The sequence below is a fragment of the Bacillus sp. GM2 genome, assembly GCF_056155945.1.
In genome coordinates, this window is sequence record NZ_JBRKSZ010000006.1 from 1 (window position 1) to 15,999 (window position 15,999).

The following is a 15,999-nucleotide window of genomic DNA, read 5'->3' on the forward strand; positions in this document are numbered from 1 at the left end:
GGCGCTGGCTGAATTAGAAAGTTCGCAGCGACATATTCGAGAAATGCCAAGCGTTGAGGATGTATATTACGGACGAATAGGGAGCGAAATAGAGTACGTTGTTATAGTCGTGGATACTCCCGGACAGGCACAAATGTTAGAAGGCGCGCTACGCTCGCTAAACAGCGATCGAACTCGATTTCAGGTGCTACACGTAGGCCAAGCGGCAGTCGGATGGCAGTTTAAAGGAACGCGGCCAACGACGGTTATCCTTGCGTATAGCGAACTTACAACGGATCAGGAGAAGAAGTGGGAACGCGAAGTCGTCAATAATCTCGGATACAGAAACGATCATCCTACAAGGCAAACGCGCACTATAAAGCTCTTATAGATTACGAAGGAGGTGAAGAAAGATGTCGCGATTCAAATACGACGAAACAGCGTTCAAGCCGAATCAACGCGAAGCGGCGCTCGCCCTTGTTGAACGCGAATTTACGCCGACGAAAGAGCGCAAAACCAAGGATCAGATCGCAGAAGACTGCGGAATCAGCCGCATGACGCTGCACCGTTGGGAAACGGGCGATCCGAACTTTATCGCGTACAAAAATCACTTGGCGTCGCAGTTCATCGATACTAAGCTGCCGTTTGTATATTCGAAGCTGCTCGACAGCATCAAAAGCGGCTCAACGAAATCGATCGAACTGTATCTGAAACGGATCGGCGATCTGAACGATCAAAGCGAGCTTACCATTACGGACAAGTCGAACACGATGTCGCATGAGGAGCGCAAAAAAGCGTTGCTCGCCCGTTTGGAAAACGAAAGTTAACGAAGGAGGTGCGTTGTTATCGCATTTGTTGACGGGGAATGGCTCGATCGAGAAGCGCGGCAGCAGCGCATCGACGAGTTAACCGAAGAAAATCGTTTGCTCCGGCAGCTAATCGAAAGGGACGAAGCTGTCGAATACGATTTCGAACGCGTCGAGATCAACTTAAAGCTGCTCGAAAAGCTGAAGCGGGTGCACCGGGCTGAATACGATATGCTCTATTTCACGTACGAATACTTCAGCGCGGATCGAAATCCGGACAATAGCTCGAATTTAATTCCGGCAGGCCAAACGCTGGATACTGCGGCCTACTTTCACCGGGAGCTTTGCGGACTACTTGACGAAATTACTCGTGGAGAAATTCAGACAAACGTTGGGTGGTCGGTAGGGCGGCGGCACGCCAAGACGGCTTATTTATCGAACTCATACCTTAGCCACCAGGTCGTTTTTCGACATCAAAAGTACATTATCGAAGTCTCCGAAACAACTGACGTAGCCGGCGACTTTATTAAATGGACCGTCAACCAACTGAAATTTAACGAAAAGCTGCGTGAAGATTTCGGACCGTTGCTTCATCAAAAGCCTTCGATGAACGAAGTCGATAACAAATACGAATTCATTACGTCTTCAGGAACGAAGGTCGAAGCGAAAGGAATCGGGACACAGATGCGTGGGCTACGTCATTTGAGTGAGCGGCCGGGACTATTCATCCTCGATGACCTTGAGTCTGGCGATAATACGAATACGCCGGAATTACGGGCGAAAAACTTGCATTGGTTCCGGTCGGAAATGCTTGAGGCGCTCGGCTTCGGCGGGATGTGCATCTATATGGGTACGATCGTCCACTACGACTCGCTGTTGAATCATGTTCTGACCAAGCGTAAGGACTTCACGTCGCGAAAATTCCCGGCGATTCTATCGTGGTCTGAACGCGAGGATTTATGGGAGCAGTGGCGGCAAATATACAACGAAGATAGTAAAGACGCGCTAAAGAATGCGACTGCTTTTTACGAAGCGAATAAGGCGGAAATGGATAGCGGAACCCGGGTTCTTTGGCCGCAAGCTTACACGTATAAAGACTTTATGGAAAAGCGTGAAGATATGGGCGCTAGGGCGTTCAATCAAGAGTACCTCGGCAATCCAGTCGATGAAGAATCGCAAGTTTTCCGGAGCGAGGACTTTAAATACTACTCGGACAAAGAACTCGAATCGAAAGAATTTGATTACTATTGCGGCATTGACTTCGCGATGGGTAAAGAAAAAGGCGACTACTCCGCAATTATAACGGTGGCTCGAAACAGGGCGACCGGTTTTTGTTATGTCGCCGATGTCTTTTTGCAACGCGTTCACCCGGACGTCCTGCTCAACGAAGTTGTCGAAAAGACAATGTGCTTCCAGTACGAAGGTATCGCAGTTGAGGCGCAGCAGGCGCAGGAATGGTTCGCGGATAAGCTAGGCGAGGCATTACAAGCGAACGGCTATCCGGCATCCACCCGGCTGAAGCAGATCAAACAGCGGACGCGGAAAGCTCTCCGTATTGAGTCGCTATTGCCGGACATTCAGAGCGGCAAGATCCGGTTCAAACGCGAACAAAAGCTGTTGCTCGAAATGTTCGAAATGTACCCGAACCATAACCACGATGACGGCCCCGATGCCCTACATATGGCGTACTCCATTGCGGGGAAAGCCAGACGGAGGAAGGGCGGAAACATCGGAAACTATCGCTACTAGAAAGGAGGCGTTTTAAATCGTAGTCATCGACCGAAATTTTATAAACCCGTTTCAATTCGTTATTCCAATGAAAGAAGCGCTAGGATCGAAAGAATTCCAGCGTATCTATGACGAAATCAAACTCTACCGGCGCTATGAAGGCGACCTCAACGTTTGGACCGACTATAAAAAGCCGCAAGAAATCGATTATGAACCGACACAGCTAACGATGAATTATCCGCGTAAGCTGATCGATACGACTGCGGCCTAGCAATTCGAGAAGGAGCCGAAAGTGACTGTACCGCCGGATGTTCTCGACGATCCTGCGGACATGATTAAGCCGGGATATGCGCCGAGTAAAGAACAGGATGAGGAAAACAGTCGGGCGAAGGCAAAAGAGCGTTTGCTGACGTGGGTATGGGAAGACAACCGGATGCACGAAAAGCTACTCGCTGCGGCGAAAGACCGCGCAATCAGCCGAACCGGCGTTTATGCTCGTCTACACTACGATACCCGGCGCGGCGAAATTAGGATCCTTTGGCATCCTTCGACTGAAGTTATCGCAGTTCATAACGAATGGGATGTCGATCAACTTGACGAAGTTTATTTCGTTGCGTGGCTGGACGAACAACAGACGAAGCTCTGGAAGCTATCGTACTACCTCGAATGGGAGGGTGACGAAGATACCGGCAACTACGATTGTAAGATCGAAGAGGCCATTTACGATGACGGACTCAATCTCGTCGAAAGGCGCGTCGAGAGGAAATCGATGGGACTCGACTTTATTCCGGTCGTCCACGTTCCGACTGAAAAACTTTCCGGCCAGACTAGCGGATTTAGTGAACTCGAAAAGCTCATCGATACCGCAGACGAGATTGATCGCAAGCTATCGGATTACTCTGACGCACTGCGTTTCGAAATGTTCGCAATCACACTGCTGACGAACGTCGAGTACGATCCGAAAAAGCCATTTCGCGTATCTCCTAGTGCTATTTGGGATCTTGGCGAGTCCGACAAAGATACCGGAAAGCCGGAGGCGACGAAGCTGGAAAGCGGCTTTAAATTCAAAGAAGCGATTGAGGCGTATCTTGACCGTCTACAAAAACGACTGCACGAAATCAGCGAAGTGCCGATGGTCAATACCGCGGATATGAACACCGGAGGTATTAATGAGATGGCGCTCAAATTGCTTTACAGCTCGATCATATCGAAAACACAGCGAGCGTGGATCGTTTGGCAGTCGCGTCTCCAAACGTTGAACGAATACATTCTACGTTATATGAAAGCGCGCCAAGAGCATCCTCGCTTTAAATACGACAAAGAATGGCTTGCTCAAGTAGACGACAATTACGGAAGCAAGATTATATTCGGCCTTCCACTTCCGGAAGATCAGAAGGCTCTTGTCGAACAGCTAGGCGAAGAAATCGCGCATGAAATGGAATCGATTAAGGGCGCAATCATCCGTAGTGGTAAGGAGAACCCGGAAGTCAAATTTATGGAGATTTTGCAGGAACGGAATCTAAAAAGACAGGTCCAAGATCCTTATAACGAAACGAACGAATAGCAACGCTTGACCTACGGTATCGTCGATAAACTGCCGGTTGTTGTTATTCGTAATCTACAGCCGACGGGCTTTAAACGGTGAGGTACGATATGACGAAATTTTTGCCTTTAAATCTACAATTTTTTGCGGAAGAAACAGATCCGGAAAATGAAGACGCTCAATCTACGGCTGGGGAGCCGGAACCAACACCGACAGAGCAATCGCATGGTACGGAAAAGACGTTCACACAGGCGGAGCTTGACGAAATTCTCAACAAACGCCTTGAACGCGAGAAAAAGAAGCAAGTGGAACTCGAAGAAAAAGCGAAACGCCTCGAAGAGTTAGAAAAAGCCGAAGAAGAACGCAAAAAAGCCGAGATGTCCGAAGCTGAACGTCTGCGGGCCGAGAAAGAAGAAGCGGCCAAGAAAGCGGAAGAAGCCTCGGAGAAAGCTAAAAAAGCGGAGGAATCGGCCAATCAGCGGATTATTAATACGGAACTTCGCGCAATCGCTCGATCTCTTAACGCAAACGATCCGAATCAAGTGCTCGCACTACTCGATAAGTCTGCGGTACAAATTGACGAAGATGGAAACGTAATTGGTGCCGAAGAAGCGGTCGCGGCGTTTAAGGAATCAAGCCCGTGGATGTTTAAACAACCGATTGGAGCCGACGCATCCGGCGGAAGCAACCCGGCCAAAAACAGCACCCAAACGGAGATTGTCGCGAAAGAGAACGAGCTGGAAGAAACGAAAAAATTAGCGCTAAAGAATCCGCGTTATCTCGGAAAAGTCACGAAGCTGTACAACGAACTTCGGGAGTTAAAAAACAAACGGTAATTCAGTCGCCTTATGGCGGCTTTTTTAATTACAAAAAATTATTAGGGGGATTTACACATGGCAGTTGCACAATCGTATGATTTCCAGCAACAAGTTCGCGACATGCAGGCGAACGTAGATTTAATTCTTACAAAGGCACCGGTTCTTTTCGGCTTGATCGGAACGGGAGATGCTCTATCGCAAACTAAGTTCGAATGGCAGAACGACTACCTCAATAGCGATACGGCCGTTGTAAAAACTGCTGCCGCAGCGGACGCAACGGAGATCGAATTAGGCGAAGGAGAGGCGCGCAAATTTACTGAAAATGCGCTCGTTCAAAACGGCCTAGAAGTACTGCGCGTAACTAAAGTCGATGAAGCAGCCGAAAAAATTACGGTTCAACGTGGATACGACGCAACCACTCCGGAAGCTGTCGAAGCAGGCGCCGACCTGAAAGTTATTTCTCGTCCGCGTCCAGAAGGTGAGTCCGTATTTAGAAAGAACGAAATCAACGACCGTATTGTATCGTTCAACTACTCTCAAATTTTCACTCGTTACGCTTCCGTTTCTCGTACGCAACAACAAGTAAATACTTACGGAGTTGCTGACGAACTGGACTACCAAGTTAACTTGCGTCTACAAGAGATGGTTCGCGAGATCAATAACTCTCTTATTTACGGTCGGAAATACCAAGGATCTGGTCAGCAACCACGCACTTCCGGAGGTTTATTCGCTTTTGCTCAAGAGCAAGGTTCCGCGTCAACAGACTTCGGTGGTAAAGAAATTACTGCTAAGGGTTTAAATGACGCTATCGAAGAAACGTTCAAACGTGGCGGCCGTGTAAACACGATCCTTTGTGCTCCGAACGTCTCTCGTCAGATTACTAAACTTGCAGGCGACACTATCCGTACAACTCGCGGAGAAGGTCAAGTCGGTTATCAAATCATGTCCTTCATGAGTGACCTTCCTGGGGGCGCAGTTTCTCAAGTTGTTGTCGATCAAAACATGCCGAAAGATCGTGCTGTCTTACTTAACCTCGACAACATCAAAGCCCGTTACCTTACTTCAATTTACGACCAAGATGCTACAGAGCCGGGAGCTGACTACTTCGCGCGCGTAATCCGTGGAGAGCTTGGTTTCGAAATCAAAAACGCAAAAGAATCAGTCGCAATTCTTTCTGGAATCTCTAAAACAGTTTCCTAATTAATGAGGCCTTTCGAGGCCTCTTTTTATTTTGAAAGGGGTGAGGCCGTAAATGGCTTTAAGTAAAGAAGATGTACAACGATTGAACATGATCTCGCCTGCCGCGAACGACCTAAAACTCGGAGAAATCATCCAAAGCCTATTGCAATCCGAAGGCAGCGCAGAGATTCCCGATAAATCAATTACGAATGAAAAACTCGCAGACAATTCGGTTCTGAATCGCAATATTGGAGACGGCTCCGTTCAAAACCGGAACATCGGAACGGGAAGCGTTCAGGAAAGCAATCTCGGTGCCAAATCGGTGACCATGACGAAACTAGGCGACGATGTTAAATCGGCCTTAGACGGAAAGCTAACCGCAACAAAAGCGGCTGCACAAGCAAACAGCACGGCGGCAGACGTCGACGGTTTGAAGGCCGATTTTAACGCATTGCTTGCGAAGCTCAAAACAGCGGAGCTGATGTCCTGATGGCGGAATATAAGACGCTACCAAACTACGAATTTAACAGAGACGGTCTATACATCGTTTTTAACGGATACGGCATCTATAACACGAACGTTGAAAAGGAAATCGCCGCACTTGATACAGCTGCGCCATTCATTCACCGCGTGGATAAGCCGGCAACAAAACCGAAAGCGCCGACTAAAACGAAAAAATAACGGAGGTGTGTCATGTGGCGGTAGAGGATCGACTACGAACGCGTTTAGAAGGGGTTGACGGCGTCACAGCGGACGATATCGCCGCATGGACTGCCGAAGCGGAGGACGAAAGCGGTCTGAAAGAAGGGGAAGACGATACGGCTCTTCTTTACATGGCGTTAGCAGTCGCATACGAGACGCTCGCAACAAGGGCCGCCCAATATTTCGTATACAAAGACGGCGATGAGATGGTCGACAAGTCCCGGCTGTACAACAACTACATGCGGCTGGCATTGAACGCGCGTAGAAATTACCGTAAAACGTTGCGGGCGAGGAGAGGTGCCGGGCAGTCGCACGCAGGGCGGGCTGACTTACGATGACGAACCAGGAGAGACTGAATCGTTTGCTCGATGAGCTGGCGAATGAGTATTTAAAATTCAACGCAAAGCAGCAGCAACTCGCGATCAAAGAAATCGACCGTGTTCGACTTGAAATATCGGATCTACTCGCGGACTTCAGCGGCAACGACGGAATTATTAAGAAACAGCGTTTAAACCGGTTGCTCCGCGATCTAGATACGATTGAAAAAGCCGTTCGTAAAAACGGAATGGATGCGCTAGACAAGACGATCACGGATGCGACGGAATTTACCACGGAAAGAATCAAGTCCGCAATGGAGGAGACGTTGGGGAAGGCGGCCATCGCAGGAATCGCTTTTGATCGGGTAAATCAAAACGTTTTTCGATACGTTGTTAATCGCGAAGAAAAAGACGGGCTCATTCTGTCCGACCGAGTGTGGCGATTTGCAGGAGATCAACGGGATGAATTGTCGACAGTCCTTCGCTCTGCAATACTGCGTGGCGAATCCGTCAATCAGATGATCGCTGATGTGCGTCAAGTATACGAAAATGATACGTGGAAAATTAAGCGGCTAGTTGTGACGGAGGGGAACATGGCCTACCGGACTGCGACCGTCTATAGCGCCCGGCAAAGCAACTTGGTCGAAGCCGTTCAAATATTTCGCGGTAAGGCTAACCGACCGGAGCATAGATGTACGCAGCTTGAAAAGCTAAACCGTTACGGAATGGGTCCCGGAATCTATAAACTATCAGATCCGGAAGTTTTCAACCCCCATCCGAATTGTACGTCGCATTTAAACTATGTTTTAACGGAAAAGGCGGTGCGTGACGATGTTGAGTGAATCTGATCGCCAATGGATCAAGGGAAATCGCAGGGAAATCGTCGAGGGACGTACCGATAAAATAACGCTGCTTAAAACGGTGCGTGACGGAAAAGATCCGATCACCGGCGAACCGATCGAAAAACAGGTACCAATTGAAGTCGAAGCGATCTGGAAAGATTACTCCACGGTTTCAAATACGGACAGATCGGTCATAGGAGGCGTTGAACTGCAAAAAGGAGACGTTAAGATTACGTTCTCTATTGACGTCGACTTAACCGATGTTAAACAGGCATACAAAACGGAAGGTAACATTTATGAAATTCTAACAACCGATGAGAAGGGACTCGGATTGCTGAACCGGTCCGAATGTCTCGCGAGGAAGGTGACGTAATGGGATTTTACGTAAGGGTGAGCGGACTTACCGATCTCGCTAAACTTTCCGCATCTACGGCCGTTTTAAAGCAGGCATTGGAAAACGATGTCGAGCGAAACGTGCGTCAAATGGCGAACGACGGCGCAAATAATGCGCCGAAGAAAACGGGGAGACTTGCAAACTCTATCGCAGCTTCTCCGCATAGGGAAGGCGATATGTCGTGGAGCTTCGGATCCGATGTCGAGTATGCTCGGCGACAGGAATTCGAGCACGCTACGAAAAAGGCTTTCCTTCGCAATGCGCTTTGGAGTAACGAAAAGAATCTCGAAAATGATATCAACGAATCGATAAAGCAGTTGGGGCGGTGATCGTATGCAAGTAGATATACAGCATTCTATACGTACCCATCTTGCGGAAAAGACCGGACTTTCTGTCGTCTGGATATTCGACGGGGTTAAGTATCCGGATGAAAAGCCGTTCCTTACAATCGAGCAGCTACCGAATAGTACGACGGTCATTTCCAAACGACGAGAAGCGGTTCAGACAATTTATCGATTTCAGGTCGGTGTGTTTGCGAGTTCAAACTTCGAGAGAGGCGTTTTGCAGGAGAAAGTAAAGCGCATTTTTATGTTCGATCAAATTGAATTACTCAGTGCTGAAGAGCCGGGCAAATCGCTCGGTTTTTTTGATGCGCTCGTAACCGATGAGACGCCTATGTCTGCGGAGGATTTAAGCGATAAAACAACGTATCACAGGCTTTATTTTGACGTTGAAGTAAACATGACTTACGGAAAACAAGGGGGAAAATAAATGGGAATCGAGTACCGCGGTGAGGAATTTATCTACGCAGTAGTAACGAAAAGCGGCTTGCTCAGGCCGTTTAACCAAACGGATGGATCAACAAGTATTTCAGCGGATACAATCGATCTGGATACAAAAGACAAGACCGGATCTGATTACGGTAAAGTTACACAAGAGCTTTCACTTGAGGGTGTTATTACAGAAGGAGACGTCTTCGTAGATGAAGTCGAAGAGGCGATGTGGAATAAAGAATTCGTTGAAATCTACGAAATTAACACTCGGACTAAGGTTGCGAAGAAAGGTAACTACATGCTTTCTTCTTTCGAGAAAACTTACTCAAACGGCGACTTCGCCACTTACTCACTCGGAGCAAATCTAAACGGAAAACTGACGAAGGAAACGCTAACCGAAGTTCCAGATGGAGCGCCTAACTCAGAAGAGCCGACTACTCCCTGAGGCGCCCCAGAATCTACAGTACACAGCTACCACGGATAGTGTAACCGTCAATTGGGATGCCGTAGAAGGGGCGACTTCATACAAGGTATATAGGGGAGCGGAAAAAGTTTTCTATAAAGAAGTTACTGACACTTCTTGTACGCTTACCGGAATCTCTCCTAACACTAAGCTCACAGTGAATGTAGCGGCTGTGAACGAGGCGGGAGAATCGCCAATGAGTCAGATCGAAACATACACAGAACCAGACACAAGCGGAGCATAAATCAAGATTAAAATATTCGGAGCGTCCTTTGCGGGCGCTCTTTTTATAGGGGGATTTTAATATGGCGCATTTTGAAATCGAAGGCAAAGAGTACGAACTAAAGTTGACGTTTGAAAGCATTAAGTATCTCAACAAGGTATGTCCTGGCGGATCTCTTGAGCTAGTCGGTAAGGCAATGACGGGTGATCTTGAAGTATTCTCGCACGTTATTCACGCTGGCCTTTTCCATGCAGGCAAAAACTTCTCCTTTGCGGAGATTGAATCTATTCTCGGAAAAGCAATCGAAGAGGAAAAACTTGATCTTGAGTACGTCCTAAAGGTTTCAAAAGAGGTAGTAGTCGATAGTTTTTTCTTCAAGAAGATCGTCAAGAAACTGATGAAAGACAATCCGGAAGCACTGGAACAACTGGAAAACTTTCTGAAGTAGAACAAGCGATTTTTTCTGGATGGCGTTACCTTCAGATGAAACCAGAAGACGTATACGCCCTCACGCCACGAGAATTTCACATACTTATTCAGGCGCAAAGCGAACGCAATGGGGACGAACTCGAGCGAAAAGCATTCGAGGCTATCATGCGCGAAAAAGCCCATCGAGAGAAGAATCCGAAGCCGTCTGACTTGTATAAATGTGACTCGGCGGATTCGCCTAAGAAGAAAACAGTCGAAGAGATGGCGGAACAGGCTAAGCATACAGCAGAGTGGCTTAGCCAATTCGACATTGCCAGAAAGGAGGTTAACGAGTGAGCGATCGCAATATACGATTTACTATTACGGCGGTTGACCGGTTTTCGTCTACGATGTCGCGGCTCGGGACTTCGATGGCGTCGATCCGTGCATCTACTTCGCTTATGTCTAACGCGATGACGACGTCCTCGACGAGAATGTCTTCGTCAATGACCGGTGTTGCGGGTGCGGCGGCAGTTGTTTCGGAAGGACTTACGAGAACAAGTCGGTCGGCACAGACGGCCAGCCGTTCCGGACAATCGGTTATGAATTCAATGGAGAAAGCGAGCGGGGCGTTAAAAGCGACGGGCGCAGCCGTTACGGGTTTCGGTGGTGCTATGGCGCTAGGTCTAGGAATGGCCGTCAAGACAACGGCGGACTTCGAATCGGCAATGAGCCGGGTTGGGGCGCTAAGTGGTGCGACTGGAAAGCAGCTCGAATCTATGACGCAGACGGCGGAGCATCTCGGAGCGACAACCGCATTTACAGCGACTCAAGCTGCCGAAGGCATGCAGTTCCTTGCGATGGCCGGCTACAAGACGAATGATATTATCGCAGCCATGCCGGGAGTACTGGCGACCGCGGCGGCGGGTCAATTAGATCTCGCCACCACTGCGGACATTACATCAAATATCTTGACTGGATTCGGGTTAAAGGCGAAAGAGACGGCTAGAGTTGCGGATGTATTGGCGAAAACATTTACGAGTTCGAATACCTCGATGGAAATGATTGGTTATACTATGAAATACGTTGCTCCAATCGCGAGTGCAGCAGGGCAGTCTTTGGAATCCGTTGCAGCAGCGGCAGGGATACTTGGTGATGCCGGTATCCAAGGTACGCAAGCTGGGACGTCTTTGAGACGGATGTTGACACGTCTAGCAGCTCCTCCGAAAGCTGCTCGAGAAGAACTGCACGATCTAGGCATTACGATAGAAGATTCAAAAGGCAAAATGAAGCCGTTGGCACAAATTATCGGAGAATTGACGGAAGCGACGAAGGATATGAGTGAGGCCGATCGTCTCGCAGCTGTTTCGAGGATTTCCGGAGTCGAAGCATCTTCGGCTATGTTGGCGTTGATGAAGGCCGGACAAGGGGAAATCGAAAAATTTACGAATGAGCTTGAAAACAGTGGTGGGACTGCGGAGGAAATCGCGAAGAAGCAATTAGAGAACCTCAAAGGCCAGTTAATAATCTTAAAATCTGCTCTTCAAGGAGCAGCACTCGCAATTGGTAATGAGTTACTACCTGCGCTGAAGGTAATAGCCTCAGGGCTTCAGTTCTTAGTCGATGAGTTCAATAAGCTGCCTAAGCCAGCAAAAACCGTAATAGCAGTTCTTAGTGCGTTATTAGCGGTTGTAGCAACGTTAATAGGTCCGTTTCTATTTTTCGTCGGCATGATTCCGGGGATTATTGAAGGTTTCGCATTGATGAAACTGTTTGCGCTAAAGTTAGCCCCTGCGCTTTTACCGATAGTTGGTGCAACGGCAGCGGTCATTGCCGGACTTGTTGCGTTGGGTGCTGCGATTTATTTAACGTACAAACACTTCGATACTATTAAAAAGAAGGCGTCGGAATTCGCTACCATAGCCGGCCAGAAGGTTACTCCGGCACTAAAAACGACGGCATCGCTATTTAAAGGTATAGCGGAGACCTTGACCGGAGATTTTACGAAAGGATCAATCGCGCTTCATAACCTACTTCCGCAATCGGTTGCGAATACAATCGTAAAGGGGCTCGCGTCAATACGTAGCGGATTTGAGGACGTAAAGAAGGCGATCACAGACGCATTTAACGGAGATTTTTCAGGGATAGCGGAATTCATACCGAACATCATCGGAATGTTGATCGGAGGAATACCCGGTCTGATCGTTGCGGGTTCGAAATTCTTGCCGGCAATTGCGCAAGGCATAGAACAGAACATGCCGACTATTCTCGAAAAAGCGACCGAGATTGTCAATTCGTTAGTTAACGGAGTCACGGCAAATCTGCCTCGTATTTTACAGGCTGGACTTGAGATGATAACCGGATTACTTGAGGGATTTACGCAAGCATTACCGAATATTGTTGAGAAAGTGACCCAGGTCGTTGATACGATTATTCAGACGATTACTACGATGATACCGGTAATCCTTGCAGCCGGAGTGATGATCCTCACTTCCTTGATCGAGGGGATAGTCAGCGCGCTACCGACAATTATCGAAGCAGCTACGACAGTTTTGTCAACATTGATCAATACTGTTGTCACATTGTTACCTACGATTATCGAGGCCGGGATCCAGATTTTAACTTCCTTGATAAGTGGGCTGATCCAAGCGCTCCCGATGTTGGTGGAGGCAACAATTCAATTAATCACCATGCTAATCCAAACCATAATACAAAATCTACCAACAATTATCGAAGCGGGAATTAAAATCCTGACTAGTTTGATTGACGGGATTATAAGCATTCTTCCGCAACTCATAGAAATGGCTATTTATCTGATCGTCGCTGTTGCTACCGCATTGATAGAGAATCTACCGAAAATTATTGATGCAGGGATAAAACTTTTACTAGCCTTAATTGACGGCATTATCAAGATGTTGCCTACCCTCATTGAAGCAGCTCTCAAATTGATCGTTGCTCTTGCGGGGGCTCTGATTCAAAATTTGCCAAGGATTATCGAGGCAGGGATAAGGATCCTCTTGGCTTTAATTGATGGCATAATTCAAATCTTACCTCAACTATTACAGATGGGTCTTGAACTCGTCGTAAAGCTTGGTCAGACCATTTTGGATAATAAAGAGGAGCTATTCAAGGCGGGGGCCGACTTGATCCGGGGGCTTTGGGACGGAATAAATTCCATGAAAGATTGGATTGGCCAAAAAGTTGGTGGATTCGTAGACAGCCTTACGGGCAACTTTAAGTCGCTGCTCGGAATCCACTCGCCGTCACGTGTATTCCGCGATGAAATCGGTAAATTCCTGCCGATGGGTCTTGCGGTCGGTATCGAACGAAATATCGGCGCAGTAAGAGCGGCAGCCGACGAAATGGCAAACGCAGCTATGGTCGATATGAGTGGGTATTCGTACGACCCTGCCGTTGCTTTGAATACGGGAGGAGTACGTAGTATCAGGCGCTCCTTTGAAGCGTCTATGACGGCCGGCTTAGATTCGCAGAAACAACAGCAACCGATCATTGTCGAAAATGTTCTCGTAGTTGATAGCGATGAGTTAGGACGTATGACTGAAAACGCGGTAAGCGCTGAACAAGGGCAAAAGATTACGATACAAAACTACATGCGAGGTGATTGAGGTTGAATACGATTATCACAACGTTAAGTGGCACTGTTTACGACTTAGAAAAGATCGGAATTACAACGCGTGAATTTAATCCGTCATCTCCTTCGCCTCGCAATGAAACGGAGCAGGTTGACGGACTACATGGGCTTGTTGATTGTGGAACAACGTATGACGCACGGATTATAAAGTGCTCGTTCTATTTAAAAGCGGCCGATGTTCCTGATTACTATTTAATGCGTGACGAAGTGTTCAAACTGTTTGATTCGCGCCAACCGTTCTATATTACGGAATCATACAACCCGGGCAAACGGTGGCTCGTAAAAACCAACGCCGACTATTCAATCGATCAACAGTGGATATACGGAATGTTTGACATCGACTTCATTGCGTTCAGTCCGTTTGCCGAGTCGATCGGGACGACGTTAAACCCGTTTACTTTTGATTCGGATATATGGCAGATTGGCGAGGGGCTTATCGATGAGGTACCGACATATACGCATAAATCGACGTCATTTAGAATTTTCAACGCTGGGGACGAAACGATTGACCCTCGGCAATTCCCTTTGCGTATCGTATATAAAGGTGCGTCAAATAACTTAACGGTCACGAACAGCACGACGGGCGACGTTTGGAAATACACCGGGTCGTCTGCATCCGGAGATACGATTATTCTCGATCGCGTGAGGGCGACTAAAAACAATAATAGTATTTTCGGAGTGACAAATCGGAAGCTGATTTCGATTGCCCCTGGCTGGAACAATTTTAAATTATCAGGTACAAGCGGAAGTTTCGAGATTACATTCGACTTTCGCTTTTACTTTTTATAGGCGGTGAGCGCGTGAAGGACTTATTTATAAAGAGCCTTGCCGGCCAGTTTGAAATGCTAACAGACGTTAGCACAACGCGAAAAAGCGGTATAAACAACCAAAAGACTATTTCTATTTCAGGCGTGCTGACACCGCAAAATCAGCACGCTTTTCCATTGATTCAGAACGAGAATTCATTAATTTATGACGAAGAGGAGTACGTGATCAAGACATCATCGAATAAGCCTTTCGGGAGCAAGATGAAGGCGACTGCTACAGCTGTTCATCGGATGTTTATCGATTTAGATGACATGTACATTTACGACGTCATCGCAGGAGAAAAAGCACTTTCGATCGATACGATGCTTAAATTTGCGCTTGAAGGTACCGGATACTCGTATCAAGTAGATTCGGAAGGTATCGCAAAGTCTGTAACCGTCGAGAATTTCGGCGATGCGAAGTCTCTTGCATTGTTAAACTCTATCGCTGAGAAATTCGGAGTCGAATATGAGTGTGTAAATAAAACAATTTACATTGCAAAAGAGATCGCGCGGTATACCGATAATCAGTTGCGATATTCGTTCAATATCAACAATCCGTCCAAAGATATCGATACAAGTTCTCTTAAAACATACATCCGGGGGTTCGGCAAAAAGAAAGAAGACGGAACTTACGTAGTAACTGCGGAATACAGAAGTCCTCTAGCAGACGTATTAGGTGTTCGACATGCTGATCCGGTTCGTGACGAGAGGTATACGGATAAGGCGAGCCTACTGGAACGGATAAAGTCGGACCTTCATGACCGCATCGACATATCGATCTCCTTGACTTACGTCGAATTACAGGCGCAGGGCATTCAAGATATTCGAAAAGGCGACTACGTATGGTGCATCATCGAGCCATTCGACATTGATGTTCGGATACGAGTGGTGGAGGTCGAGGATTACTCTGATCCCTATAAATCTCCGAAGTTCACACTCGGATCTATTACGAGGAAGTCTACCGATATTGTTTCGGATTTTAAACGCACTCAAAAGACGATATCGAAAATCGTTGATTCATCGACGGGAAAGATTCGCGAGAGTTCAATAAAAATCGGGGGCAACACGACGTTCGATCCGGGATATGATCCGACTAAACTCAGCATTCCGCAATACGGCCTGGCTTCGGCAAGCGCTGACGGTTTGATGAGTTCGGCTGATTTCGTAAAGTTGGCGAACATTCTAGTCGGTCCAGACGGTCAGGTATTGGTCGCGCTAGCTTCGGATACTAACGACGGGTTGATGAGTAAGGTAGACTTCGCAAAGTTGAAACGGATTAAGATGCCAGTGTCTGGCGACGTCGACATGCAGTCGATTTTAGATCGATTAACAGCGCTTGAACAGGAAGTCGGAGGACAAGGAT

General features: G+C 47.5%; 21 protein-coding genes. All 21 read left to right on the forward strand.

Annotation, left to right across the window (positions count from 1 at the left end; genetic code table 11):
• On the forward strand, positions 1-370 hold a 370-nt coding region (locus tag ACVC9U_RS00660), incomplete at its 5' end, for a hypothetical protein (RefSeq protein ID WP_441390017.1).
• 22 nt (positions 371-392) lie between these two features.
• Positions 393-806 (forward strand): phBC6A51 family helix-turn-helix protein, encoded by a 414-nt coding sequence (locus ACVC9U_RS00665; protein WP_025811940.1) that lies wholly within the window; start codon positions 393-395, stop codon positions 804-806.
• Between the two features lie 96 nt (positions 807-902).
• Entirely contained in the window at positions 903-2,534 is a 1,632-nt protein-coding gene (gene terL, locus ACVC9U_RS00670) for a phage terminase large subunit (protein WP_441390018.1), read from the forward strand.
• Positions 2,535-2,601: 67 nt separating this feature from the next.
• On the forward strand, positions 2,602-2,784 hold the full coding sequence (locus tag ACVC9U_RS00675) for a hypothetical protein (RefSeq protein ID WP_441390019.1): 183 nt from the start codon (positions 2,602-2,604) through the stop codon (positions 2,782-2,784).
• A 21-nt stretch (positions 2,785-2,805) separates the two neighbouring features.
• Positions 2,806-4,077 carry a phage portal protein gene (locus tag ACVC9U_RS00680; protein WP_441390020.1) on the forward strand — a complete coding sequence of 424 codons (1,272 nt, stop codon included), beginning with the start codon at positions 2,806-2,808 and terminating at the stop codon, positions 4,075-4,077.
• Positions 4,078-4,166: 89 nt separating this feature from the next.
• Positions 4,167-4,892 (forward strand): phage scaffolding protein, encoded by a 726-nt coding sequence (locus ACVC9U_RS00685; protein ID WP_053073133.1) that lies wholly within the window; start codon positions 4,167-4,169, stop codon positions 4,890-4,892.
• 57 nt (positions 4,893-4,949) lie between these two features.
• Complete coding sequence (locus tag ACVC9U_RS00690) at positions 4,950-6,074, forward strand: SU10 major capsid protein (RefSeq protein WP_271750028.1); 1,125 nt, start codon at positions 4,950-4,952, stop codon at positions 6,072-6,074.
• 52 nt (positions 6,075-6,126) lie between these two features.
• Positions 6,127-6,543, forward strand: a complete 417-nt coding sequence (locus ACVC9U_RS00695) for a hypothetical protein (RefSeq protein WP_441390021.1) — start codon at positions 6,127-6,129, stop codon at positions 6,541-6,543.
• Positions 6,543-6,734, forward strand: a complete 192-nt coding sequence (locus tag ACVC9U_RS00700) for a hypothetical protein (protein ID WP_441390022.1) — start codon at positions 6,543-6,545, stop codon at positions 6,732-6,734. Before ACVC9U_RS00695 ends, ACVC9U_RS00700 begins: the two co-directional genes overlap by 1 nt.
• Positions 6,735-6,748: 14 nt before the next feature.
• Positions 6,749-7,093, forward strand: a complete 345-nt coding sequence (locus ACVC9U_RS00705) for a hypothetical protein (protein WP_048350489.1) — start codon at positions 6,749-6,751, stop codon at positions 7,091-7,093.
• On the forward strand, positions 7,090-7,914 hold the full coding sequence (locus ACVC9U_RS00710; RefSeq protein ID WP_441390023.1) for a hypothetical protein: 825 nt from the start codon (positions 7,090-7,092) through the stop codon (positions 7,912-7,914). The genes ACVC9U_RS00705 and ACVC9U_RS00710 overlap by 4 nt, the downstream gene beginning before the upstream one ends.
• A complete protein-coding gene (locus ACVC9U_RS00715) occupies positions 7,904-8,287 on the forward strand; it encodes a hypothetical protein (protein WP_065643925.1) in 384 nt (127 codons plus the stop codon). The genes ACVC9U_RS00710 and ACVC9U_RS00715 overlap by 11 nt, the downstream gene beginning before the upstream one ends.
• Positions 8,287-8,637 (forward strand): HK97 gp10 family phage protein, encoded by a 351-nt coding sequence (locus ACVC9U_RS00720; protein ID WP_441390024.1) that lies wholly within the window; start codon positions 8,287-8,289, stop codon positions 8,635-8,637. Before ACVC9U_RS00715 ends, ACVC9U_RS00720 begins: the two co-directional genes overlap by 1 nt.
• A 4-nt stretch (positions 8,638-8,641) precedes the next feature.
• Positions 8,642-9,079, forward strand: a complete 438-nt coding sequence (locus tag ACVC9U_RS00725; protein WP_441390025.1) for a hypothetical protein — start codon at positions 8,642-8,644, stop codon at positions 9,077-9,079.
• Positions 9,080-9,526, forward strand: coding sequence for a phage major tail protein, TP901-1 family (locus ACVC9U_RS00730; protein ID WP_048350484.1), 447 nt, complete (start codon positions 9,080-9,082; stop codon positions 9,524-9,526).
• Positions 9,489-9,788 carry a fibronectin type III domain-containing protein gene (locus tag ACVC9U_RS00735; protein ID WP_441390026.1) on the forward strand — a complete coding sequence of 100 codons (300 nt, stop codon included), beginning with the start codon at positions 9,489-9,491 and terminating at the stop codon, positions 9,786-9,788. Before ACVC9U_RS00730 ends, ACVC9U_RS00735 begins: the two co-directional genes overlap by 38 nt.
• Before the next feature lie 61 nt (positions 9,789-9,849).
• Complete coding sequence (locus tag ACVC9U_RS00740; protein ID WP_025811917.1) at positions 9,850-10,215, forward strand: tail assembly chaperone; 366 nt, start codon at positions 9,850-9,852, stop codon at positions 10,213-10,215.
• 8 nt (positions 10,216-10,223) lie between these two features.
• Complete coding sequence (locus ACVC9U_RS00745; RefSeq protein ID WP_441390029.1) at positions 10,224-10,532, forward strand: phage tail assembly chaperone; 309 nt, start codon at positions 10,224-10,226, stop codon at positions 10,530-10,532.
• Positions 10,529-13,801: a phage tail tape measure protein gene (locus tag ACVC9U_RS00750; RefSeq protein WP_441390027.1), complete on the forward strand. Its 3,273-nt coding sequence runs from the start codon at positions 10,529-10,531 to the stop codon at positions 13,799-13,801. Before ACVC9U_RS00745 ends, ACVC9U_RS00750 begins: the two co-directional genes overlap by 4 nt.
• A 2-nt stretch (positions 13,802-13,803) precedes the next feature.
• Positions 13,804-14,616: a phage tail family protein gene (locus ACVC9U_RS00755; RefSeq protein ID WP_434174122.1), complete on the forward strand. Its 813-nt coding sequence runs from the start codon at positions 13,804-13,806 to the stop codon at positions 14,614-14,616.
• Between the two features lie 11 nt (positions 14,617-14,627).
• A partial coding sequence (locus ACVC9U_RS00760; RefSeq protein WP_441390028.1) for a phage tail protein occupies positions 14,628-15,999 on the forward strand: 1,372 nt, incomplete at its 3' end.

Bases quoted from the DNA above. Each gene is read 5' to 3' on its own strand.
- ACVC9U_RS00690 (WP_271750028.1), top strand. From the start codon at position 4,950: ATGGCAGTTGCACAATCGTATGATTTCCAGCAACAAGTTCGCGACATG.
- ACVC9U_RS00720 (WP_441390024.1), top strand. From the start codon at position 8,287: ATGGGATTTTACGTAAGGGTGAGCGGACTTACCGATCTCGCTAAACTT.
- ACVC9U_RS00695 (WP_441390021.1), top strand. From the start codon at position 6,127: ATGGCTTTAAGTAAAGAAGATGTACAACGATTGAACATGATCTCGCCT.
- ACVC9U_RS00740 (WP_025811917.1), top strand. From the start codon at position 9,850: ATGGCGCATTTTGAAATCGAAGGCAAAGAGTACGAACTAAAGTTGACG.
- ACVC9U_RS00730 (WP_048350484.1), top strand. From the start codon at position 9,080: ATGGGAATCGAGTACCGCGGTGAGGAATTTATCTACGCAGTAGTAACG.
- ACVC9U_RS00685 (WP_053073133.1), top strand. From the start codon at position 4,167: ATGACGAAATTTTTGCCTTTAAATCTACAATTTTTTGCGGAAGAAACA.
- ACVC9U_RS00710 (WP_441390023.1), top strand. From the start codon at position 7,090: ATGACGAACCAGGAGAGACTGAATCGTTTGCTCGATGAGCTGGCGAAT.
- ACVC9U_RS00715 (WP_065643925.1), top strand. From the start codon at position 7,904: ATGTTGAGTGAATCTGATCGCCAATGGATCAAGGGAAATCGCAGGGAA.
- ACVC9U_RS00675 (WP_441390019.1), top strand. From the start codon at position 2,602: ATGAAAGAAGCGCTAGGATCGAAAGAATTCCAGCGTATCTATGACGAA.
- ACVC9U_RS00725 (WP_441390025.1), top strand. From the start codon at position 8,642: ATGCAAGTAGATATACAGCATTCTATACGTACCCATCTTGCGGAAAAG.
- ACVC9U_RS00735 (WP_441390026.1), top strand. From the start codon at position 9,489: ATGGAGCGCCTAACTCAGAAGAGCCGACTACTCCCTGAGGCGCCCCAG.
- ACVC9U_RS00665 (WP_025811940.1), top strand. From the start codon at position 393: ATGTCGCGATTCAAATACGACGAAACAGCGTTCAAGCCGAATCAACGC.
- ACVC9U_RS00700 (WP_441390022.1), top strand. From the start codon at position 6,543: ATGGCGGAATATAAGACGCTACCAAACTACGAATTTAACAGAGACGGT.